At 63.4% G+C, this 20,105-nt stretch carries 21 protein-coding genes and 1 tRNA gene; 12 read left to right on the top strand and 10 right to left on the bottom strand.

Annotation, left to right across the window (positions count from 1 at the left end; all coding sequences use genetic code 11):
- Positions 1-23 precede the first annotated feature (23 nt).
- The 7 genes from thiD to thiC are packed head-to-tail and all read right to left on the bottom strand — an operon-like array spanning position 24 to position 6,098.
- Positions 24-815, bottom strand: coding sequence for a bifunctional hydroxymethylpyrimidine kinase/phosphomethylpyrimidine kinase (thiD, locus tag SM765_RS10175; protein WP_274837720.1), 792 nt, complete (start codon positions 813-815; stop codon positions 24-26).
- Positions 812-1,786 (bottom strand): HesA/MoeB/ThiF family protein, encoded by a 975-nt coding sequence (locus SM765_RS10170; protein WP_274834992.1) that lies wholly within the window; start codon positions 1,784-1,786, stop codon positions 812-814. Before SM765_RS10170 ends, thiD begins: the two co-directional genes overlap by 4 nt.
- Positions 1,783-2,376 carry a thiamine phosphate synthase gene (locus tag SM765_RS10165; RefSeq protein ID WP_274834991.1) on the bottom strand — a complete coding sequence of 198 codons (594 nt, stop codon included), beginning with the start codon at positions 2,374-2,376 and terminating at the stop codon, positions 1,783-1,785. Before SM765_RS10165 ends, SM765_RS10170 begins: the two co-directional genes overlap by 4 nt.
- Positions 2,376-3,143, bottom strand: a complete 768-nt coding sequence (locus SM765_RS10160; RefSeq protein ID WP_274837719.1) for a thiazole synthase — start codon at positions 3,141-3,143, stop codon at positions 2,376-2,378. Before SM765_RS10160 ends, SM765_RS10165 begins: the two co-directional genes overlap by 1 nt.
- Positions 3,144-3,146: 3 nt before the next feature.
- Positions 3,147-3,344 carry a sulfur carrier protein ThiS gene (gene thiS / locus SM765_RS10155; protein WP_274834989.1) on the bottom strand — a complete coding sequence of 66 codons (198 nt, stop codon included), beginning with the start codon at positions 3,342-3,344 and terminating at the stop codon, positions 3,147-3,149.
- Entirely contained in the window at positions 3,313-4,281 is a 969-nt protein-coding gene (locus SM765_RS10150; protein WP_274834988.1) for an FAD-dependent oxidoreductase, read from the bottom strand. The genes thiS and SM765_RS10150 overlap by 32 nt, the downstream gene beginning before the upstream one ends.
- Entirely contained in the window at positions 4,278-6,098 is a 1,821-nt protein-coding gene (gene thiC / locus SM765_RS10145; protein ID WP_274837718.1) for a phosphomethylpyrimidine synthase ThiC, read from the bottom strand. Before thiC ends, SM765_RS10150 begins: the two co-directional genes overlap by 4 nt.
- Positions 6,099-6,567: 469 nt before the next feature.
- Here thiC and bioB point away from each other — a divergent pair, with 469 nt between their 5' ends.
- The 8 genes from bioB to SM765_RS10105 all read left to right on the top strand — a co-directional run bounded on the left by bioB (position 6,568) and on the right by SM765_RS10105 (position 15,749).
- A complete protein-coding gene (gene bioB / locus SM765_RS10140; RefSeq protein WP_274834986.1) occupies positions 6,568-7,560 on the top strand; it encodes a biotin synthase BioB in 993 nt (330 codons plus the stop codon).
- Entirely contained in the window at positions 7,557-8,732 is a 1,176-nt protein-coding gene (locus SM765_RS10135) for an 8-amino-7-oxononanoate synthase (RefSeq protein WP_274837717.1), read from the top strand. The genes bioB and SM765_RS10135 overlap by 4 nt, the downstream gene beginning before the upstream one ends.
- Complete coding sequence (gene bioD, locus SM765_RS10130; protein ID WP_274837716.1) at positions 8,729-9,358, top strand: dethiobiotin synthase; 630 nt, start codon at positions 8,729-8,731, stop codon at positions 9,356-9,358. Before SM765_RS10135 ends, bioD begins: the two co-directional genes overlap by 4 nt.
- Before the next feature lie 15 nt (positions 9,359-9,373).
- Entirely contained in the window at positions 9,374-10,669 is a 1,296-nt protein-coding gene (gene bioA / locus SM765_RS10125; RefSeq protein WP_368981499.1) for an adenosylmethionine--8-amino-7-oxononanoate transaminase, read from the top strand.
- Between the two features lie 378 nt (positions 10,670-11,047).
- Positions 11,048-12,007 (top strand): ABC transporter substrate-binding protein, encoded by a 960-nt coding sequence (locus tag SM765_RS10120; protein ID WP_274837714.1) that lies wholly within the window; start codon positions 11,048-11,050, stop codon positions 12,005-12,007.
- 11 nt (positions 12,008-12,018) lie between these two features.
- Positions 12,019-13,074 (top strand): quaternary amine ABC transporter ATP-binding protein, encoded by a 1,056-nt coding sequence (locus SM765_RS10115; RefSeq protein ID WP_274830052.1) that lies wholly within the window; start codon positions 12,019-12,021, stop codon positions 13,072-13,074.
- Positions 13,071-15,107, top strand: coding sequence for an ABC transporter permease (locus SM765_RS10110; protein WP_274837713.1), 2,037 nt, complete (start codon positions 13,071-13,073; stop codon positions 15,105-15,107). Before SM765_RS10115 ends, SM765_RS10110 begins: the two co-directional genes overlap by 4 nt.
- A gap of 120 nt (positions 15,108-15,227) precedes the next feature.
- Complete coding sequence (locus SM765_RS10105) at positions 15,228-15,749, top strand: DUF2478 domain-containing protein (RefSeq protein WP_065273015.1); 522 nt, start codon at positions 15,228-15,230, stop codon at positions 15,747-15,749.
- Positions 15,750-16,040: 291 nt separating this feature from the next.
- Here the strand turns inward: SM765_RS10105 and SM765_RS10100 are convergent.
- Positions 16,041-16,124: transfer RNA gene (locus tag SM765_RS10100), tRNA-Tyr, on the bottom strand.
- Between the two features lie 120 nt (positions 16,125-16,244).
- On the opposite strand from SM765_RS10100, the gene rlmB reads away from it, so the two are divergent.
- From rlmB to SM765_RS10080, 4 genes are all read left to right on the top strand, one after another.
- Positions 16,245-17,036 (top strand): 23S rRNA (guanosine(2251)-2'-O)-methyltransferase RlmB, encoded by a 792-nt coding sequence (rlmB, locus tag SM765_RS10095; RefSeq protein WP_065273016.1) that lies wholly within the window; start codon positions 16,245-16,247, stop codon positions 17,034-17,036.
- Between the two features lie 104 nt (positions 17,037-17,140).
- Positions 17,141-17,392, top strand: a complete 252-nt coding sequence (locus SM765_RS10090) for a hypothetical protein (protein WP_274833000.1) — start codon at positions 17,141-17,143, stop codon at positions 17,390-17,392.
- 159 nt (positions 17,393-17,551) lie between these two features.
- Positions 17,552-18,004 carry a YHS domain-containing (seleno)protein gene (locus SM765_RS10085; RefSeq protein WP_368981498.1) on the top strand — a complete coding sequence of 151 codons (453 nt, stop codon included), beginning with the start codon at positions 17,552-17,554 and terminating at the stop codon, positions 18,002-18,004.
- A 289-nt stretch (positions 18,005-18,293) separates the two neighbouring features.
- Positions 18,294-18,764 (top strand): CoA-binding protein, encoded by a 471-nt coding sequence (locus SM765_RS10080; RefSeq protein WP_065273019.1) that lies wholly within the window; start codon positions 18,294-18,296, stop codon positions 18,762-18,764.
- 245 nt (positions 18,765-19,009) lie between these two features.
- On the opposite strand, the gene SM765_RS10075 is transcribed toward SM765_RS10080, so the two are convergent.
- Positions 19,010-19,327: a phosphoribosyl-ATP diphosphatase gene (locus SM765_RS10075; RefSeq protein ID WP_065273020.1), complete on the bottom strand. Its 318-nt coding sequence runs from the start codon at positions 19,325-19,327 to the stop codon at positions 19,010-19,012.
- Between the two features lie 15 nt (positions 19,328-19,342).
- Positions 19,343-20,104 carry an imidazole glycerol phosphate synthase subunit HisF gene (hisF, locus tag SM765_RS10070; protein ID WP_274830045.1) on the bottom strand — a complete coding sequence of 254 codons (762 nt, stop codon included), beginning with the start codon at positions 20,102-20,104 and terminating at the stop codon, positions 19,343-19,345.
- Position 20,105 lies beyond the last annotated feature (1 nt).

Below are 20,105 nucleotides of genomic sequence, written 5' to 3'. Positions count from 1 at the left end.
TCGGGCCGCCGCTTCCCATGCTCTTAATCGATTTGCTGCTGGACCAGCCATTCGGTCAACGCCGTCTTGGCCCGTGCGCAGGCTTCCTCAAGGGCGTGCCCCTGGGCCAGCTGGCAGGCGATGGCCGTAGCCAGCGCGCAGCCGGTGCCCCGGTGGCCGTGGGGCAGGCGCGGGGCGTGATATGCATTGTGCCGCCCCGGTTGAAACAGATGGTCGGTGCTGATTGCTCCCTTCGCGTGGCCACCCTTAATTAGAACTGCGTTTGGCCCCGAAGTATGGGCGACCTGCACTGAGGATCCAGCTGGATCCGTTTTTCCATTCCAGCCCATAAGGATCTTCGCTTGTAGTTGCAGATCAGGCAGCGCCGCGCTCACGGGCTGCCCGGACAGGGATGCGCTTTCCTGCAGGTTTGGCGTCAGCAGCGTCACACGTCGGAGCAACGGCGCTAGGCAGATCAGGTCGCCGAGCGTCCCTCCGGAAGACGTCTTCAGTACCGGGTCCAGAACCACCGGCATCTCTGGCGGTAGCAACTCGGCGACCGCGCGGGCAGCTTCGGAGGTGCCCAGCATGCCGATCTTGATCGCCTGAACAGGAGCCTCACGCAGCGCAGCGGTGATTTGCGCTGCGATATCTTCGGGCGGTACGGGCCAGAGCGACGTGAGTGCGGTGCTGGTCTGGGCGGTGACGGCTGTGACCACCGGCGCCACGCTGCAGCCCAGCCGCTGCGCCATTGCCGTGTCCCGGGTGAGGCCCGCGCCGCCACTGGAATCCGTGCCTGCAATCACCAGAATGCGCGGAGTTCCCGGCTCGATCACGTGGCACCCGCTGCCAGCAGCGCCAGATTTTTGTAGCCGCGCTGTTGCAGGCAGCGGGCGGCGCTCCAGGCCCGCAACCCGCTGTGACAGCACAGGACGATCCGGCAGTCGTCTGGCAGGTCGGCACTCAGAATATTCTGTGGCAGCAGGCGCAGGGCCTGCGGTGTCACCGGCGCTGATGCCTCGGACGGATCGCGCAGCTCGACCACTTGATCTTCTGGCTGGATGTTGGCTGCGGCGATGAAGGGCAGGGCGATTTCCGGCTCTTCCGCTTCGTCAAAGCGGAAGCCGCCGGGGGTCAGCGTCGCCATGTCTAGCGTGATCAACTGCCCCAGTGGTGAGGGCGCATGTCCCAAGAGCGCCTTCAACGTCATCTGCGCCTGAAGTGCGCCAATGCTGCCCACCACCGGCCCCATGATCCCGGCGCTGGCGCAGGTGGCGCCGCTGGCCGGGGGATCGGGAAAGACCGCCCGCAGGGATGGCGCGTCGCCGCAAAAACCACCGACATAGCCGGATTGTCCCAGCGCCGAGGCGGAAATCAGCGGCGTACTCTGCGCCTTGCAGCAATCGGACAGGATATAGGAGGCGGCGACACTGTCGGCGGCATCTACCACCAGATCGGCCTGTGCCACCGTGGCGGGCGCGTTGAGCGGGTCGAGTGCGTGCGGATCTGCATGCAGCCGCAGATCCGGATGCGCCCGTAGTAGGTGGTGGCGGGCTGCCTCTACCTTTGGCGTACCGAGATCCCGCATATCGAACAGCGGTTGGCGGTGCAGGTTGCTTTCCTCCACCACATCGGGGTCCATCAGGGTGATTTCGCCCACACCAGCCCCGGCCAGATAGCTCAGCGCCGGGCAGCCAAGCCCCCCGGCGCCCACCACCAGCACATGCGCCGCCGAAAGCCGCGCCTGTCCCTCGGCGCCGACCTCGGGCAGGGCGATCTGGCGGGCATATCTTGCGGTCTGGCTCATGATGCGCAGGCCCTGATCCATTCCCGGGTGCGGGCTTCGGGGTCGGGGGCCTGTTGGATATCTGTGACCACGGCGGCGCTGTCGGCCCCCGCAGCAAAGACACCCGGCAGACGCTCGGGCGTCAGCCCTCCGATGGCCACCAGCGGAGTATTACCGGCAAGGCACTTCCAGCGGGTCACCCGCTCCAATCCCTGCGGATCCCATTTCATCTGTTTCAGCAGGGTCGGGTAGACCGGCCCCAGCGCCACATAGGCCGGATCATGGGATAGGGCGCGATCCAGCTCTGCCTCGTCATGGGTTGAAAGCCCATAGTGCACGCCCGCGCGGCGCAGGGCGGCAAAATCGGCCGCCTCCATGTCCTCTTGTCCGAGGTGCACAAAGGAGCAGTTGAGATCCAGCGCCGCCTGCCAGTAATCGTTGACCACCAGCTGCGCGCCATGCACGGCGCAGATGTCGCGGGCGCGGGCGATCTGGCGGCGCACTTCTGCATCCGTCTGGTTCTTTATGCGTAGCTGCACCAGTTTCACCCCGTGGGGCACTAGTAGCTCTAGTCGGCCGACGTGGCCGACAATCAGGTAAAAACGTTCCATCACATCAACTCTGCAAGACCAAGGACCGGCGTCGAAGGCACCGCCATGTCACGCGGCTCCATTGGCTGCGCTTCGAACCCAGCCCGCCCGGCCCGTATGGCCAGATCCATTGCGCGGGCCATAGCCACAGGGTCGCCCGCCTTGGCAACTGCGGTGTTCAAGAGGACCGCATCCATGCCCAGCTCCATAGCTTCCGCCGCATCCGATGGCCGCCCGATCCCGGCATCGACGATCAGCGGCACCTCCGGGAAATGCGCCCTCATGGCACGCAGCCCGTCTGGATTGCGCAACCCCTGACCAGAACCGATCGGCGCCCCCCAGGGCATCAGCACCTCGCAGCCCGCATCGACAAGCCGTTCGGCGACAACCAGATCCTCGGTTGTGTAGGGGAAGACCTGAAAGCCATCCTCGGACAGGATCCGCGCGGCCTCGACCAGGGCAAAGATATCCGGTTGCAGCGTATCGCCATGGCCGATCACCTCCAGCTTGATCCAGGGGGTGTCGAAGATTTCCCGCGCCATCTGGGCGGTGGTCACGGCGTCGCGGGCGGTGTGGCATCCGGCGGTGTTGGGCAGGATACGCGCGTCGGTCTGGCGCAGCATGTCCCAGAACCCTGCGCCCGATCCCGCTGCGGTTTCACGGCGTAGGGAGACGGTCAGCACCTCGCTGCCGCTGGCCTGCACCGCCTCGGTCAGGACCTGAGGCGAGGGGTATTGCGCGGTGCCCAGCAAGAGCCGCGAGGAAAGGTCGACATCATAAAGGCGCATCGCTTAGCCCCCCTGCATCGGGGCGAGGACTTCCAGTCGGTCGCCCGCCGTTAGCCTGGTGTCATCGCGTTTGGCGCGCGAGATAAATTGCCCGTTGAGTGCGGTGGCAATCGCCGGACTGGTAAAGCCCATCTCCTTCAGCGCGGCAGCGAGGGTGGTGGCGCGGATGTCACGCGGATCTGCGTTCACGATGATCTGCATCACTAGTCTCCGGAATCAGAATGTCTGCAGCGCGCGCGGCCATGGCGGGCGCCAGAAGAAAGCCGTGTCGGTACAGGCCGTTGAGGTACAGGGTGCCGTCCTGCCACATCAGATCCGGCAGGTTGTCGGCAAAGGCTGGGCGCAGTCCTGCGCCGATCTCCACCACCGCCGCTTCGGCCAAGCCGGGGTGCAGCGCATAGGCCGCATTCATCAGCTCGCTGAGGGCGCGCAGGGTGGGTGGGCCACTGGCGCTGCTTTCGATCATGGTGGCGCCCAGCATGAAATGGTGATCGGCGCGCGGCACCAGGTAGATGGGGCTGCGCGGGTGCAAAAGCCGCAGGGTGCGGCTGATCTCCACCCCGGGCGCGTGCAGGATCGCCATCTCGCCGCGCACCGGGCGCAGGCCCGGTAGGGGCGCAGCCATCCCGGTGCAATCAAGCGTGACCCGCGACGGCGCCGGTGTGCCGCGGTGCAGGGTCACGGCCATCTCCTGTACCCGGGCTGCCAGATCCCGGATCGCGCGGCGCGGGTCCAGATGGCCCTCTTCCGTGAAATGCAGCCCGGCGCGGAACCGGCCTGCCAGTTCCGGCTCCAACGCGGCGATCTGCGTCTCATCGACCGGTACATGTGCGCGGGTGCGCCGGGCAAAACGGGTCAGCTCGGCGCGGTCTCGGGCGGGTGCCAACACCAGCGTGCCGCGCCGGGTCACCGGGGTGATCCGGGCCCACCAGTCGAGGGCGCGGCTGCCGAGGGTGATCACCTCCTTCTCGGCGCTTTCGCCCTCGCACCAGGGCGCGAGCATGCCGCCGGCATAACGCGAAACGCTATCGGCACCGATGTGGGCGCTGCGTTCATAAAGCGTCACCTCGGCTCCGCGCCGGGCCAGCTCATGCGCGGCGGCGAGCCCGGCAAGGCCCGCGCCTGCGATGGTGATCATGCCCCCGCGTCCTCAGTGTCTTTTACGGGCACGTATAGGTCGCCGCCTTCGCGGAATTTGGCGGCCATCGCCTCCATGCCTTCCTTCTGCGCCTCGGCACGGATGTCGTGGCTGATCCGCATGGAGCAGAACTTCGGCCCGCACATGGAGCAGAAATGCGCCACCTTATGCGCCTGTTTCGGCAGGGTGGCGTCATGGAAATCCCGCGCTGTTTCCGGGTCGAGCGAGAGGTTGAACTGATCTTCCCAGCGGAATTCGAACCGGGCGCGGGACAGCGCATCATCGCGCCGCTGGGCGCCGGGAAGGCCCTTTGCCAGATCGGCGGCATGGGCGGCGATCTTGTAAGTGATCACGCCGGTTTTCACATCATCGCGGTCCGGCAGGCCCAGGTGTTCCTTGGGCGTCACGTAGCAGAGCATGGCGCAGCCGAACCAGCCGATCATCGCGGCGCCAATGCCAGAGGTGATGTGGTCATAGCCCGGTGCGATATCTGTGGTGAGCGGGCCAAGCGTGTAAAATGGCGCCTCGTGGCAGCACTCCAGCTGCTTGTCCATGTTCTCCTTGATCTTGTGCATGGCGACGTGGCCCGGCCCCTCGATCATCACCTGGCAATCCTTGGCCCAGGCGATCTTGGTCAGCTCACCCAGGGTTTCCAGCTCGGCAAATTGCGCCTCGTCATTGGCATCGGCGATCGATCCGGGGCGCAGCCCGTCGCCAAGGGAGAAGGAGACATCATACCGGCGGCAGATGTCGCAGATCTCCTCGAAATGCTCGTAAAGGAAGCTTTCCTTGTGGTGATGCAGGCACCATTTCGCCATGATCGAGCCGCCGCGCGACACGATCCCGGTGACGCGGTTGACGGTCATCGGCACCATGTGAAGCCGCACACCGGCGTGGATGGTGAAATAATCGACGCCCTGTTCGGCCTGTTCGATCAGCGTGTCGCGGAACACCTCCCAGGTCAGGTCCTCGGCAATGCCGTTCACCTTTTCCAGCGCTTGATAGATCGGCACCGTGCCGATGGGCACGGGAGAGTTGCGGATGATCCATTCGCGGGTGTTGTGGATGTTGCGCCCCGTGGAGAGATCCATCACCGTATCGGCGCCCCAGCGGATCGCCCAGACCAGCTTGTCCACTTCCTCCTCCATCGAGGAGGTCACCGCTGAGGTGCCCATATTGGCGTTGATTTTCACCTTGAAATTACGGCCGATGATCATCGGCTCCAGCTCGGGGTGGTTGATGTTCGCTGGAATGATGGCGCGGCCTTCGGCGACCTCCTGGCGGACGAATTCGGGCGTCACGTAGTCGGGAATATTGGCGCCGAAATCATTGCCATCGCGATGACAGGGCGAGGTCTCGCGCAACTGGTTCTCGCGGATGGCGATATATTCCATCTCGGGCGTGATGATCCCGGCGCGGGCATAGGCCAGCTGCGTCACCGCCCTGTCGCCCGTGGCGCGCAGCGGGGCCGGGCGCTGAGGGAATTCCGGTGTCAGCCGGTCGCCTTCGACAAATCCGTTGTCCTCGGGCTTTACATCGCGGCCCTGGTATTCCTCCACATCGGCGCGCGTCAGGATCCAGTCCCGGCGCAGGGCGGGCAGGCCTTGGCGGATGTCGGTGGTGTGATCGGGATCGGTATAGGGGCCGGAGCTGTCGTAGACCGGCAGCGGCGCCTCGCCCGCGGTGGGGTGGGTTGCGATTTCGCGCATTGGCACGCGGATCTCAGGGTGGATGTCGCCGGAGACGTAGATCTTGCGCGATGCGGGCAGCGGGCCGGTGGTCACGCTGGGCGCGATCGTGGAATTCTGATGGGTCATGCGGTGCTCCTCGAAGCCAAAACTCGGAAAAGACACCAGATGAGGTTTGGACGGGGAAACGCGGAACGGTCGTACCTACCGTTCGGTTCGGGCAGCGCGGAATTGGACCTGTACGGGGCCGCAACGACGCGCATCCTAGCTTCCTACGCCAGTGTCAACTGGGTCAGGTTCTAAGGGTCGCGTCACCGGCCGGAAGTGTTCCCGTCCTGTCAGCCTCTCAGTCCCCGTGGCGGGACTCCCCTGCGTGCTTTCACACCTAGGGGAGCTGCCCCCGCGCCGTCAAGAGGGTTTCTTCAGTCGCGTCTTTCGTTGAATGGATTGTATTAAGTTTCTGAAATATAACGAAATAATCCCGTTTCGAAAATCAACAGTCCGGGGCTTGTATTTGTCAGTCTAAATTATCTATAAAAAATCAAGCGGGGCGGTGGCCTTGGATAAATAATCTATAAATAGAAATGGGAGGTCCCAGATGCTGGATTCTGCGCCGATCAGAACCGACTGGACACGTACCGAAGCTGAGAAAATCTATAATCAGCCCTTCATGGATTTGTTGTTTCAGGCGCAGTCCGTGCATCGCCAGGCGTTCGACCCCAATCAGGTACAGAAATCCAAGCTTCTGAGCATCAAGACCGGCGGCTGCCCCGAGGATTGCGCCTATTGCAGCCAATCCGCGCGCAATGGTGCAAAACTCTCTGCCAGCAAGCTGATCGAGGTGGAGCGGGTGATCGCCGAGGCGAAAAAGGCCCGGGACGCAGGCGCTACACGCTACTGCATGGGGGCGGCCTGGCGCAGCCCGAAAGAGCGCGACATGGCGGCGCTGGAGGCGATGATCTATGGGGTCCGGGAACTGGGGATGGAGACCTGCATGACCCTTGGCATGCTGGAGGAGGATCAGGTGTTCCGCTTGCGAGATGCGGGGCTGGATTACTACAACCACAATATCGACACCTCTGAACGTTACTATTCCGAGATCATCACCACCCGCACATTCGCCGACCGGATCGAGACCCTGAATCGGGTGCGCGAGGCGGGGATCAAGGTCTGCGCGGGCGGCATCGTCGGCATGGGCGAAGAGCAGATGGACCGGATCGACATGCTGCTTGCTCTGGCAACGCTGGATGAACACCCGGATTCGGTGCCGGTGAACATGCTGATCCCGATTGCCGACACGCCACTGGCAGACGTCCAGAAACTCGACCCGATCGAATTCGTCCGCACCATCGCGCTGGCCCGGATCCTGATGCCGAACAGCCATGTGCGCCTGTCGGCAGGCCGCACCGACATGAGCGATGAGCTGCAGGCGATGTGTTTCTTTGCTGGGGCCAATTCGATCTTTGTCGGGGAAACGTTGCTGACAGCGGACAACCCCGAGGAAGACCAGGACCAGCAGCTGTTCGACCGGCTGGGTCTGGTGGCCATGGCTGCCCATTGCGAAGGGCGGATTGGCGAGGCGGGCGAATGAATATCGCCGCAGCCGACCCCACCGCTGATCCCGCCACGGCTCTGTTTCCGCGTCAACAGGCGCTGCTCACATCTCTTGCGGATCAGGACCGCTATCGCCGCCTGATCCCGCGGGCCGGGCATGATTTTTCATCGAACGATTATCTTGGGCTTGCGGCCAGCGATGAAATGCGCGCCGCCGCGATGGCGGCGTTGCAGCGGGGTGTGCCCGTCGGTGCCGGCGGTTCCCGCCTGCTGCGCGGCAATGACAGCGAACATCAGCAGCTTGAGGAAGAGGCGGCGGCCTTTTTCGGCAGTGAGGCGGCGTTGTTCATGGGTGGCGGTTTCAACGCCAATGTGGCGATCTTCGCGACCCTGCCACAGCGCGGCGATCTGGTGCTATATGACGATCTGATTCACGCCAGCGTCCGAGAAGGGATGCGGCTGGGCCGGGCCGAAACGCAAAACTTTGCCCATAACGATGTGGCTGATGCGGCGCGGGTGATCTCTGACTGGCGCGCGGCGGGCGGCATCGGGCAGGTCTGGATCGCGGTCGAGGCGGTCTATTCAATGGATGGCGATCTGGCGCCACTGACCGAGCTGATGGCGCTGGCCGACGCGTCCGGCGGAGTTCTGGTGGTGGACGAGGCTCATGCCACCGGCCTGTTCGGACCGCAGGGCTGCGGGCTGGCGCATGACATCGCGCATCGGCCCAACGTCATCAGCTTGCACACCTGCGGGAAGGCGCTGGGCGCCTCGGGCGCGCTGATCTGCGCGCCGAAGGTGCTGATCGACATGCTGATCAACAAGGGGCGGATTTTCATCTTTGCCACCGCGCCATCACCGCTCAATGCCGCGCTGGTGCGGGCATCGCTGGCTCTGCTGCAGCAGGATGCGTCGCGCATCGACCGTGCCTGGGAGGTGATTGATCATGCCCATGCCGAGGCTGCGCGCCTGTGCGGTCTGACCGGCTTTGCCTGTCAGATCCTACCAGTGATCACAGGCGGGGACGGGCGCACGATGCAGCTGGCCTCGGATCTGCAGGCGCTTGGTTATGACATTCGCGGCATTCGCCCGCCCACGGTGCCTGCGGGCACCTCGCGGCTGCGGGTCTCCATCACGCTCAACACCTCAAAATCGGTGGTGACGGAGATGTTCACCGATCTGGCACAGGTGCTGGAGCGGCGCCCATGAGCCGCACATTGGTTGTCACGGGGACCGACACCGGGATCGGCAAATCGGTGATATCGGCGGCGCTGGTGCAGGCGCTTGGCGCCAGTTACTGGAAGCCAGTTCAGTCCGGCCTTGAGGAGGAAACCGACAGCGCGTTCGTGGCGCGCATGACCGGGCGCCAGGTTCTGCCCGAAGCATACAGGCTGCAGCTGCCTGCTTCGCCGCATCTGTCGGCCGAGGCTGAGGGGGTGGAAATCTCGCTGGCGGAGCTGGCCTTGCCCGAAGGCGCGGGCACCCTGGTCGTCGAGGGTGCCGGCGGCGTCATGGTGCCGCTGAACCGGCGTGAGCTGTTTCTCGATCTCTTTGCCCATTGGCGTGCGCCTGTGGTGCTTTGCGCGGCGACACGGCTCGGCACGATCAACCATTCGCTGCTCTCGCTGATGGCGCTCAAGGATCTGGGATGCCCTGTCGTCGGCGTGCTGTTCAGTGGCGATCCCGAACCCGAGGTGGAGGACACCATCTGCCAGTTCGGGCAGGTGCCGCATCTGGGACGGCTGCCGCATCTGGATCCGCTGACCCCGGTGACGCTGGCCGAGGCCTGCGCCGCGCATGTCGACCTTGCCACCATCCGCATGGCGCTGACCTGAAGGAAGGACATCCCGATGACCCCGCCGCTGACCCCGCTGGAGTTTGACAAGAAACACCTCTGGCACCCCTATACCAATGTCACCAAACCCGGCCGGACCTTTCTGGTAAAGGAAGCGGAAGGCGTCCATATCACGCTGGAGGACGGCACCCGTCTGATCGACGCCATGTCCTCGTGGTGGTGCATGATGCACGGGCACCGGCATCCGGTGATCACGGCGGCCATGAAGGCACAGATCGACACCCTGCCACATGTGATGTTCGGCGGGTTAACCCATGAGCCGGCGGTGGAGCTGGGACGGCGGCTGCTGGAAATCACGCCGGACAGCCTGCAGCGGATCTTTTACTGCGACAGCGGCTCGGTCTCGGTCGAGGTGGCGATGAAGATGGCGGTGCAATACCAGCACGCCATGGGGCAACCGGGGCGCAGCGAATTTGCCACCGTGCGCTCGGGCTATCACGGGGACACCTGGAAGGCGATGAGCGTCTGCGATCCCGACACCGGCATGCATCACCTGTTTCAGGGCGCGCTCAGCGTTCAGCATTTCGTCTCTCGCCCGCCGGTGGCGATGGGGCAGGACTGGAACCCGGACCCCGAGCAAAACGGCCTCGGCGAATTGCGCCGGGTGCTGGAGGCCGGGCAGGACCGCATCGCTGGGTTTATTCTGGAGCCGGTGGTGCAGGGTACGGGGGGCATGTATTTCTACCACCCCGAGTACCTCAGCCAGGCGCGGGCGCTCTGCGATGAATTCGGCGTCCTGTTGATCTTTGATGAGATCGCCACTGGCTTTGCCCGCACCGGACAGATGTTCGCCACCGATTTCTGTTCGGTTGAGCCGGATATCCTGTGCCTCGGCAAGGGGCTGACAGGTGGGCATATTTCCTTTGCGGTGACGTTGACCAATGACCGGGTGGCGGAAGGCATCGGTGGCGGCAATCCCGGTATCTTCATGCATGGACCGACCTATATGGCCAATCCACTGGCCTGCGCTGCTGCCTGCGCTGCGATCGATGTGCTGACCGGGCAGGATTGGCGGGGGCGCATTGCAGATATCGCGGCGCAGATGCTGGCAGAGCTGGCCCCGGCGCGCGACCTGCCAGGGGTGCGGGATGTGCGGGTTCTGGGGGCGATTGGCGTGATCGAGATGGATCATCCGGTGTCCGCTGATGAAGCCCATGCGCTGGCGCCGGACACCGGCGTGTTCCTGCGTCCCTTTGGTCATAACATCTATACGATGCCGCCATTTATCAGCACGCCAGAACAGCTGAGCACGGTGACTGCAGCGATGCTGCGGCTTGCGCGGGTGCTGTAACAACCTGAAACTAGAAAGGGGCGACCGATCATCTGTGCCGCCCCTGATTCTTTCTGAGGCGTGCATCGCCAGGCGGAGGTACGGGGTATCCGGTCTCAAAATTGAATTTCCATCCAAAAATTTAAATGGAAAATCAAGAAAATGCGTCGGCAGCGCCGTGAATGCTCGACAAATGGTCGTATTAAAGGCAAAACCTTGTCCTGTAGGCGGTCACACTGGATCATCAATACGCGGAGATGAGCGGCTTGGACCGGCGGTGGCGAAACGGCAGATGACGGCCGATGGGCTGCGCAGTCCGCGACACCAGACGACCACAATCACATAAGGGCGCGGGACTTCGGGTCCGCCTGATGCGCCCACAGAACGGGGATGACATCCATGAAATCAACTTCTTTTGCACTGGCGCTGGGCGCTTCTGCCATGCTTTCCGGTGCCGCGGCAGCGGCTGATCTGGGTGCGGTGGACACGCCGATCAAACTGGCAGTCAACGAATGGACTGGCCAGCACGTCACCACTCACATCGCTGGTGAGATGCTGAAGGCTGCGGGCTACAAGGTCGAATATGTCTCGGCCGGCATGATGAACCAGTTCCAGGCGATCGCGGATGGTGACATCCACGCGACGCTGGAAATCTGGTCCTCCAACGTATCGGACGAATATGCCAAGAAGGTCGCCGAAGGCACCGTCGAGGAACTGGGTGATCTGGAACTCGACGCCAAGGAAGGCATTGCTTACCCCGCCCATGTGGCTGAGCTGTGCCCGGGTCTGCCCGCATGGGAGGCGCTGAAGGCCTGCGCGCCGCAGTTCGCCACTGCCGAAACCCTGCCGCAGGGCCGTCTGGTGGATTACCCGGCCGACTGGGGCACCCCCGGGGCCGACCGCATGGCCGGTCTTGATCTGCCTTTCAAGGCGGTTCCCGCGGGTTCCGAGGCCGCGCTGATCGTCGAGCTGCGCGCCGCGACCGAGCGCAAGACGCCGCTGCTGATCACCTTCTGGCAACCCCATTGGGCGATGTCCGCCTATGACGTGCAGTTCGTCGACCTGCCCGAGGGCGAAGAGGCCTGCTTTACCGATCCGGCATGGGGCCCGAACCCCAACGCGGTCAACGATTGCGATTTTGCCCCCTCGCGCATCTTCAAGGCGGGTTGGTCCGGTCTGGCCGAAACCTGGCCCGCAGCGCATGAGATCCTGTCGTCCTACACGTTGGCCGTTGAAGACCAGCAGCCGATGATGGGCGCCATCGACGTTGATGGTGGCAGCGTCGAGGAAGTGGTTGCCGACTGGATGGCGGCCAATGAGGACAAGTGGCGTCCGGTCGTGGACGCCGCGCTGAAGTGAGCCAAAGCGCCGTGAGTGACACGTCGACACCAGCCATCACCTGCCAGAATGTCTGGCAGGTGTTCGGCGCCCATGCGGACAGTGCTCTGAAACAGGCGCTGTCTGAAACTCAATCTGCCGAAGAGGCTGCCGCGGCGCTGCGCGCCAAGGGGCTGACGCCCGCGGTGCAGGACGCCACATTCGAAGTGAAAGAGGGCGAGTTGTTCGTCATCATGGGGCTCAGCGGGTCGGGAAAGTCGACGCTGATCCGCTGTATCTCGCAGCTCTTGCCGGGCACCGGCGGCGATATTCTGATCGACGGCGAAAACATCCGCACCGCCAGCCCGAAACGGCTGATCGAGCTGCGCCGAAACAAGCTGGGCATGGTGTTCCAGCACTTCGGCCTGTTCCCGCATATGAGCGTGGCCGAAAATGTCGCCTATCCGCTGAGGGTGCAGGGGATGCGCAAGAAGGACCGGCTGGCGAAGGCGCAGCAGGTGATCGAACTGGTCGGCCTTGGCGGGCGCGAAAAGAATTTCCCACGCGAACTGTCCGGCGGGCAGCGCCAGCGGGTCGGCATCGCGCGATCCCTCGTGGCGGATTGTTCCGTCTGGTTCCTGGATGAACCGTTTTCGGCTCTGGATCCGCTGATCCGCCGCCAGTTGCAGGATGAATTCCTCGACATTCAGGCCAAGCTGAAAACCACAATCGTCTTTATCACCCATGACATCAATGAGGCGCTGAAGCTGGCCGACCGCATCGCCATCATGCGCGATGGCAAGATCGTGCAGATCGGTACACCTTCGGACATCGTGCTGAACCCGGTGGATGATTACGTGCGTGAATTCTCCAAGGATGTCGCGAAGGGGCAGCACGCTCATGTGGCCTCGGTCATGCAAACTGGCGGGGATCTGTCCCATGGCCCCGACGATCCGGGTTTGCGCCGCGACATGACGCTGGATGCGGCGCTGGCGCGCTGCATGGAGCTGTATGAACCCGTGCCGGTGCGTGACGAAAATGGCGCGCTGCTGGGCGTGGTGAACCCGGCAGATCTGGCGGCGGCCCTGCAGGTGGATCCGGCGGCATGATGACGCTCAGCAAAGGCAGCCGCGCCGCGCTGATCGCGCTGGTGGTGGGCATTCTGTGTCTGGCGCTGGAAGGCGTCGCGCCCTGGCTTGTTTCATTCCCCAAAGGCTGGGTGCTTCCCGCGACCGATTGGGTCGGCAGCGGGATGGAGAGTTTTCTGGCCCTGATCAAACCGGCAGCCCGAATGTTTTCTGCCCTGATGGCCTATCCGATGGAGGCCGCAGGCTGGATCTTGAGCGAAACGCCCTGGCCATTGCTGATCGCGGCCACGGTGGCGCTGGGCTGGCGCCTTGGGGGGCTGGCGATGGCGCTGATGGCTGCGGTGGGGCTGGGTGCTGTGCTCGCCTCGGGTTACTGGCCCGAAAGCATGAACACGCTGGCGCTGGTCTCGGTCTCGGTGCCGCTGGCGCTGCTGGTTGGCGGTGCCATTGGCGTGCTGGCCAATGAATACCCTCGGGTGCGGGCGCCGGTTCAGGCGCTCCTGGACGTGATGCAGACGGTGCCGACCTTTGCCTATCTGACGCCCCTCTTGGTGCTTTTCGGCTTTGGTCCGGTGGTGGGGCTGATCGCCTCGGCCATCTATGCGGCGCCGCCGATGGCCCGCAACGTGATGCTGGGGCTGGAGCGGATCGAACCGGAAATCAAGGAAGCCGCCGTGATGGCTGGTGGCACCCGCATGCAGCAGCTGTTTCAGGTGGAAATCCCCGCCGCTGCCACCCAGATCATGGTGGGTGTCAACCAATGCCTGATGGCGGCCCTATCGATGGTGATCATCGCTGCCGTTATCGGGGGTTTTGACGACATCGGCTGGGAAGTGCTGCTGACCATGCGCAAGGCGCAGTTCGGTGCCAGCCTGCTGGCCGGTTTTGTGATCGTGATCTTTGCCATCCTGATCGACCGGATGAGCGGCACGCTCGCCGATGAAAGGCGCCGCAGCTATGACGGGCGCGTGTCGCTGGCAATCCTTGTGCTCGGCGCAATCGTCAGTCTGGCCTTTTACGGCCAGCTGCAGCATCCGGGCGACTATGCGCTGTTCGACAGTACGGCGGATCGTGTCGACGCGGGCCTGTCGGCCTTTACAAGTGCCAATGCCGAGCTGCTGACCAGCGTCAAGAACGGCGTGATGTTCTACGTGCTGCTGCCGCTGCGGATCGGGCTTGACCAGGCGGTGCTGCCTTTCACCTGGGGCTTTGTCTGGACCACGGGGATGAGCCTTGCGCTCTTTGCTGCAGGCGCCGTTGCAGGATTGTACTGTGCCTATCGCGGCAAGCTGACGCTGGGTGTGGTGATCCTGATCGCCACGGGCATGCTGGAAACGGGAATTTCGCAGCTTCCCTGGCCCTTTGTGCTGGTCGGGGTAGGGGCTTTGTCCTTTGTTGCAGGCGGCGTGCGTCTGGCGGCGCTGTCTGTGGTTCTGTTGATAACGATCCTGTTGTCTGGCCTGTGGGAACGGGCGCTTCTGTCGCTTTACCTCTCAGGTGCCTCGGTCTTTGCCTGCGCGGTTCTTGGCGGTGCCATCGGCCTTGCTTCGGCAGCCTCGCCCATGGTCTGGCGCGTGGTGCGCCCGATCTGCGATATGCTGCAGACGATCCCGCTGTTTGTCTTCCTGATCCCGGTGCTGATGGTGTTCCAGATTGGCGAGTTCTCGGCCTTCCTCGCCATCATGGCCTATGCCATCGTGCCGATGATCCGCTATACTCGTCATGGTCTGACCGAGACACCCGCCGAGATGATCGAGGCCGCGACCGCTTCGGGCGCGACCCGCTGGCAGATGATGCGCGATGTGCGGGCGCCCTACGCGGCGCCGACCATCCTTCTGGGGCTCAATCAGACCATCCTTTATGCCTTTGCCATGCTGGTGATCGCAGCGCTGATCGGCACCACCGGTCTGGGTCAGTCGATCTACCTCGCGCTGGGGCAGGCGGATGTGGGGCTGGGCATTTCTGCCGGGGCGGCGATGGCGATTCTGGCGCTGATCGCGGATCGCATCGTGCAAGGCTTTGCCGAGGAGCGCCGCCACGCGCTGGGTCTCTAAGCCACCTCTTCTGCCGCGCTGCCCTTCTGGTGGCGCGGCAAATGCCCCTCTGGTCCGCTCCCTGAAACCGCGCTAGGATCTGTTTCGCTGAACAGAACCACAACCAAGTGAGGTCTCCCGATGAGCCTGGCCTATGTCATGACCACTGAACGCGGCGCCACCGACCGGCTGCTGACCGCGCTGGCCGAGCGTTTGCAGACGCGCGGGCTGCGTCTGGCGGGAATCGTCCAGACCAATACCGAATGCTATGATGACAAGCTCTGCGACATGGATGTGCGGGTGCTGCCGGGGGATGAGGTGATCCGCATTTCCCAGTCTCTGGGGCCAGAGGCCCGCGGCTGCCGCTTGAACCCCGGTGCGCTGGAGCAGGCGGTAGGGCAGGTCACCGAGAGCCTTGCTCAGACACCCGCACCGCAGGTGCTGCTGGTCAACAAGTTCGGCAAGCACGAGGCCGATGGCCGCGGCATGCGCCCCGTCATTGGCGAGGCGCTTGCCATGGGTATCCCGGTCGTTTCTGGCGTCAACCGGATGAACGTGGAGGCTTTCAAGGATTTCTCCGGCGGTCTGGCAGAGGCGGCTGACGCCGATCTTGATGCGCTGGAGGCCTGGGTGATGCAGGCGGTCAAAACCCCGGCAGAGTGACGCCTCAGGGCGCGGTCCCCACTGCCGAATATCAGTGGTTTTTGAAGATTGACCCGGTCCTGTGCCGGGTCTTTTTGCATCCTGCCGGGGGCGGGGCCTTTAGGGGAATCTGACCCGAAACCGATGCCCGTTATGGGGGGCAGGGTAAGGGGAATATGAGGCTGGAAACGGGGCAAAACCGGCTGCCAGAGCTGAAGCGATGGGCAGTGCTGTATTGGGAGACCTAGACCCGATACGGGCGGATGCCACCATCGTTCCCGATGAAAATATCAATCATTTCAAGGAGGAAGATGGTGGGCGACCCTGGAATCGAACCAGGCGTGCGTCTCCGCGAGGGAGTTACAGTCCCCTGCCACACCTTGCGGCCTGTCGCCCACTGTCAGGTGAGTGTTGCACCTAACGTGGAGGCGTGATTACTAGCGGCACCAACGGGCGTCAACAGGAAAATACCAAGTTTTCTGCGCTGGCCTGAAATTCCTTTTGTCGGAGAGAGCAATGTCGAAGAAACCCACCAAGAAACCCCAGTGGGTCATCGAAAAGGAACAGGCCAAGAAGGCAGGCGCGAGCGAAACCGTCTGGCTGTTTGGCCTGCACGCGGTGCGCGATGCGCTGATGAACCCGCGCCGGGAGAAACTGCGGCTGATCGTGACGCTGAATGCCCAGAACAAGCTGGAAGAGGCCATCGCTGCCGCCGGGATCGAACCCGAGGTGGTCGATCCGCGTAAGTTCAACGCGCCGCTGGATCCCAATTCGGTGCACCAGGGCGCGGCGCTGGAGGTGAAACCGCTCAACTGGGGCAGTCTTGCGGAAAACTGCATTGGCGCCGAAGTGCCGCGGGTTCTGCTGCTGGACCGGGTGACTGACCCGCATAACGTTGGCGCGATTCTACGTTCGGCCGAGGTGCTGGGCGCCAGCGCCGTGATCGGCACCCGCCATCACTCGGCGCCCGAAACCGGCGCTCTGGCGAAAACCGCCAGCGGCGCGCTGGAACGTCAGCCCTATCTGCGGATGCGCAACCTCTCGGATACCATCACCGAGCTGCAGAATATGGGCTTTCTGGTGCTGGGCCTCGATGGCGAGGCAGAGCAGACCATCGAACAGGCGCTGGAAGGGCGCAAGGATCGCCCGGTGGCGCTGGTGCTCGGCGCCGAGGGGCCGGGGCTGCGGCAAAAGACCAAGGAAACCGTGGATCAACTGGTGAAAATCGACTTTGCCGGGGGATTCGGATCGCTCAACGTCTCAAATGCTGCGGCAATCGCCCTATATGCTTCCAGAGAAAGATCCTAAGCAGACAGGAGGCAGGCATCGCACATTCCAGCATTTCCGGAGGTAAGATCCTCAGTTGTTGTTACTGCGGCGTTCAATCGGCCTTTGTGCCGGGTGGGCGTGGCATGTCCACGCTGATATGCGGAACCTGCGGGGCGCCGCTTTCGGCGCAAAAGGCCCGGCCACTGGCGCCGGGCAAGGGGGCCAAAACCCCGGCGACGGCTGTGCCTGCGTCGCGGTCCAAGATTTCGCACCAGCCTGCGCCGGTGAAACCCGCCTACAAGCCGAAGAAGAGCAAGCCGCGCAAGAAACGCAAAAGCATGTTTCAAAAAGTGTTGTCTGAGGCCTTTGACGTGATCGAGGATATTTTCGACTGAGGCAGGCTAGTGGGGTTTACCCGACGCCTTTCCGAATGAGATCAGACCGGCCCTGTGGCCGCAGACACACGGCGTTCACTTATTCGTAACACGCCTGTTCAGCCTGATACGCATGGGGCAGAATTGGGTCATCTAAAATTGATCCTGTGGAGTCGTCTCTTGTTTCTGCGCCTGTTCGTTCTGGTTGCTGCCGTCCTGTTGTCCGTCCCGCCCCGGGGCGCGCTGGCGGATTCGCCCCTGTTTGCGGCGCGCGAAGGGGTGGCGCTTGGCGGTTATGACACGGTGGCCTTTTTCGACGTCGGAGAGGCCGTGGCGGGGCGAGCACGCTATTCCGTTGTATGGAAAGGTGTCATCTGGCGTTTCGCGTCTCAAAGCAATCAGATCCGGTTTGAAATGAACCCGCGTGCCTATGCACCGATGTTCGGTGGCTATTGCGCCTCTGCCATGGCGCGGGGCGTGTTGAAGGCCGGGGACCCGCAGCTGTGGGTGATTGTTGACGGGCGGCTGTTCCTTTTGAACAATGAGGGGGCGCTGACGCGGTGGCGGGCACAGGCGGCGCAGCTGATCGCCGAAGCCGACGCCCATTGGCCCGCTGCCTTGCACCCCGAGTAAAGGGATCTGCGGCGACAATTGGTGCCGCCAGCCCTTCCGAACATCGAGCCCCTTTAAAAGCCTGTTCCGAAGACCCACATATAATTCAGGGCTGCGGAACGGAACATCCGTAGACCTTTTTCACTGTCCCTCGTTCCATACCTCGCGCCCGGGATCCCTTCCGGGCGCTTTTTTCTTTTTGGGGATGCTGATGTGCTCACTGGCCGGTTCGTTATTGCCGTCGGTTTTCCGTCGCGCAATGCCGCGAATTTGGCTTTTCCACGCGGCGGCAGCACAGTAGGGTCTGGCCATGACCAGCTATAGCGACGACCTTTTGCGCAAGATTTTGAAACGGACCCGGACCATCGCGGTGGTGGGGGTGTCGATGAATTCTGTGCGCCCCAGCTACTATGTGGCACGCTACCTTGGCCTCAAGGGCTACCGGGTGATTCCGGTCAATCCCGGCCACGCGGGCAAGCGGCTGTTCGGCGCCACCGTGCGCGCCAGCCTGTCAGAGATCGATGAACCGGTACATATGGTCGATATCTTCCGCCGCTCCGAAGCGGTGCCACCCATTGTGGATGAGGCGCTCGAGCTGTTCCCGGATCTTCAGACCATCTGGATGCAGATCGGCGTCGAGAACGCCGAGGCCGCCGCCAAGGCCGAGGCGCGCGGCGTTGACGTGATTCAGAACCGCTGCCCCAAGATCGAATACCAGCGCCTGTTCGGCGAACTCCGCATGGGCGGGTTTGCCACTGGTATCATTTCGTCGAAACTGTAGCGCGCTGGGGGGCTCCCGCCCGTCGCGCGTCACATCAAAGATGTGAAGGCTCCCGTTGGGCCGGGCGCCGCGCTGACGCGCGGCGGCAAAGGATCCGCTGAGAGGCGCTTCAGGGGCAGTTCTGCCCTGAAGCGCCATGGCGAGTGTTATCCGATCTGTTCCGCCTCAAGGGTGAACCGCGCCTTGCGCGGCCGCTGGCGCGGCCCTTGACCCGGATCAGAGCGGGGGGTCTGGAGGAGCAGGGGTTAGCCTTTTGGGCGGGCGGCTTTTTCTGCGATGCCGCTGAGGCCCTGACGTTCGGCCAGAACGGCAAGGACCTCGTCCAGCGCCACATCGCGGGCGGCAAGCATTACCAGAAAATGATAAAGCACATCGGCGCCTTCACTGGCGAGTTTCGCCTTGTCGTCCTTCACCGCTTCGATAATCGCCTCGATGGCTTCCTCACCGAATTTCTCGGCGCATTTCTCGGGCCCCTTGGACAGGAGTTTCGCGGTCCAGGAGCTGCTAGGGTCCGCGCCCTTGCGGGATTGGATGGTGGTTTCGAGGTCGTGCAGCAGGGTCATGGCGGTGAGCCTTTCTCAGCCGAGGCGCATCGGGATACCGGCGGCGGCCATGTGCTCCTTGGCCTCCTGGATGGTATATTCGCCGAAGTGGAAGATCGAAGCGGCCAGCACCGCCGAGGCGCCGCCCTTGGTGACACCTTCGACAAGGTGGTCAAGTGTGCCGACCCCGCCCGAGGCGATCACCGGCACATCCACCGCGTCCGAGATCGCGCGGGTCAGGGGCAGGTTGAAGCCGGATTTGGTGCCGTCGCGGTCCATCGAGGTCAGCAGGATCTCGCCTGCGCCCTTGGCCACAACTGTCTTGGCAAACTCCACCGCGTCGATACCGGTTTCGCGGCGCCCGCCATGGGTGAAGATTTCCCATTTGCCGGGGGCGACGGTCTTTGCGTCGATCGCCACCACGATGCACTGGCTGCCGAATTGCGCGGCGGCCTCGGCCACCACATCGGGGTTGGCAACGGCGGCGGAGTTGAAGGAGACCTTGTCGGCTCCCGCCAGCAAAAGCGCGCGCACGTCTTCCTTGGTGCGCACCCCGCCGCCCACGGTGAGCGGTACGAAGCACTGCTCGGCGGTGCGGCGCACCATGTCGAACATGGTGCCGCGGTTTTCATGGGTGGCGTGGATGTCGAGGAAACAGATCTCGTCAGCGCCCGCCGCATCATAGGCCTTGGCCGCCTCCACGGGATCGCCCGCATCGCGCAGGCCGACGAAGTTCACGCCCTTGACCACGCGGCCATCAGCGACATCGAGACAGGGGATGATGCGGGTTTTCAGCATC

Origin of the sequence: Pseudophaeobacter sp. 1A09344 (assembly GCF_041008745.1) — a bacterium.
In the GTDB taxonomy this organism is placed as follows: domain Bacteria; phylum Pseudomonadota; class Alphaproteobacteria; order Rhodobacterales; family Rhodobacteraceae; genus Phycobacter; species Phycobacter gallaeciensis_A.
The sequence above is the reverse complement of the archived record's forward strand: the minus strand, read 5'-3'. Positions and strand labels throughout refer to the sequence as shown.

Coding starts and splice junctions, on each gene's coding strand:
- SM765_RS10170 (WP_274834992.1), bottom strand. CDS start 1,786: ATGAGCCAGACCGCAAGATATGCCCGCCAGATCGCCCTGCCCGAGGTC.
- SM765_RS10165 (WP_274834991.1), bottom strand. CDS start 2,376: ATGGAACGTTTTTACCTGATTGTCGGCCACGTCGGCCGACTAGAGCTA.
- SM765_RS10160 (WP_274837719.1), bottom strand. CDS start 3,143: ATGCGCCTTTATGATGTCGACCTTTCCTCGCGGCTCTTGCTGGGCACC.
- thiS (WP_274834989.1), bottom strand. CDS start 3,344: ATGCAGATCATCGTGAACGCAGATCCGCGTGACATCCGCGCCACCACC.
- SM765_RS10150 (WP_274834988.1), bottom strand. CDS start 4,281: ATGATCACCATCGCAGGCGCGGGCCTTGCCGGGCTCGCCGCCGCGCAT.
- thiC (WP_274837718.1), bottom strand. CDS start 6,098: ATGACCCATCAGAATTCCACGATCGCGCCCAGCGTGACCACCGGCCCG.
- bioB (WP_274834986.1), top strand. CDS start 6,568: ATGCTGGATTCTGCGCCGATCAGAACCGACTGGACACGTACCGAAGCT.
- SM765_RS10135 (WP_274837717.1), top strand. CDS start 7,557: ATGAATATCGCCGCAGCCGACCCCACCGCTGATCCCGCCACGGCTCTG.
- bioD (WP_274837716.1), top strand. CDS start 8,729: ATGAGCCGCACATTGGTTGTCACGGGGACCGACACCGGGATCGGCAAA.
- bioA (WP_368981499.1), top strand. CDS start 9,374: ATGACCCCGCCGCTGACCCCGCTGGAGTTTGACAAGAAACACCTCTGG.
- SM765_RS10120 (WP_274837714.1), top strand. CDS start 11,048: ATGAAATCAACTTCTTTTGCACTGGCGCTGGGCGCTTCTGCCATGCTT.
- SM765_RS10110 (WP_274837713.1), top strand. CDS start 13,071: ATGATGACGCTCAGCAAAGGCAGCCGCGCCGCGCTGATCGCGCTGGTG.
- SM765_RS10105 (WP_065273015.1), top strand. CDS start 15,228: ATGAGCCTGGCCTATGTCATGACCACTGAACGCGGCGCCACCGACCGG.
- rlmB (WP_065273016.1), top strand. CDS start 16,245: ATGTCGAAGAAACCCACCAAGAAACCCCAGTGGGTCATCGAAAAGGAA.
- SM765_RS10090 (WP_274833000.1), top strand. CDS start 17,141: ATGTCCACGCTGATATGCGGAACCTGCGGGGCGCCGCTTTCGGCGCAA.
- SM765_RS10080 (WP_065273019.1), top strand. CDS start 18,294: ATGACCAGCTATAGCGACGACCTTTTGCGCAAGATTTTGAAACGGACC.
- SM765_RS10075 (WP_065273020.1), bottom strand. CDS start 19,327: ATGACCCTGCTGCACGACCTCGAAACCACCATCCAATCCCGCAAGGGC.
- hisF (WP_274830045.1), bottom strand. CDS start 20,104: ATGCTGAAAACCCGCATCATCCCCTGTCTCGATGTCGCTGATGGCCGC.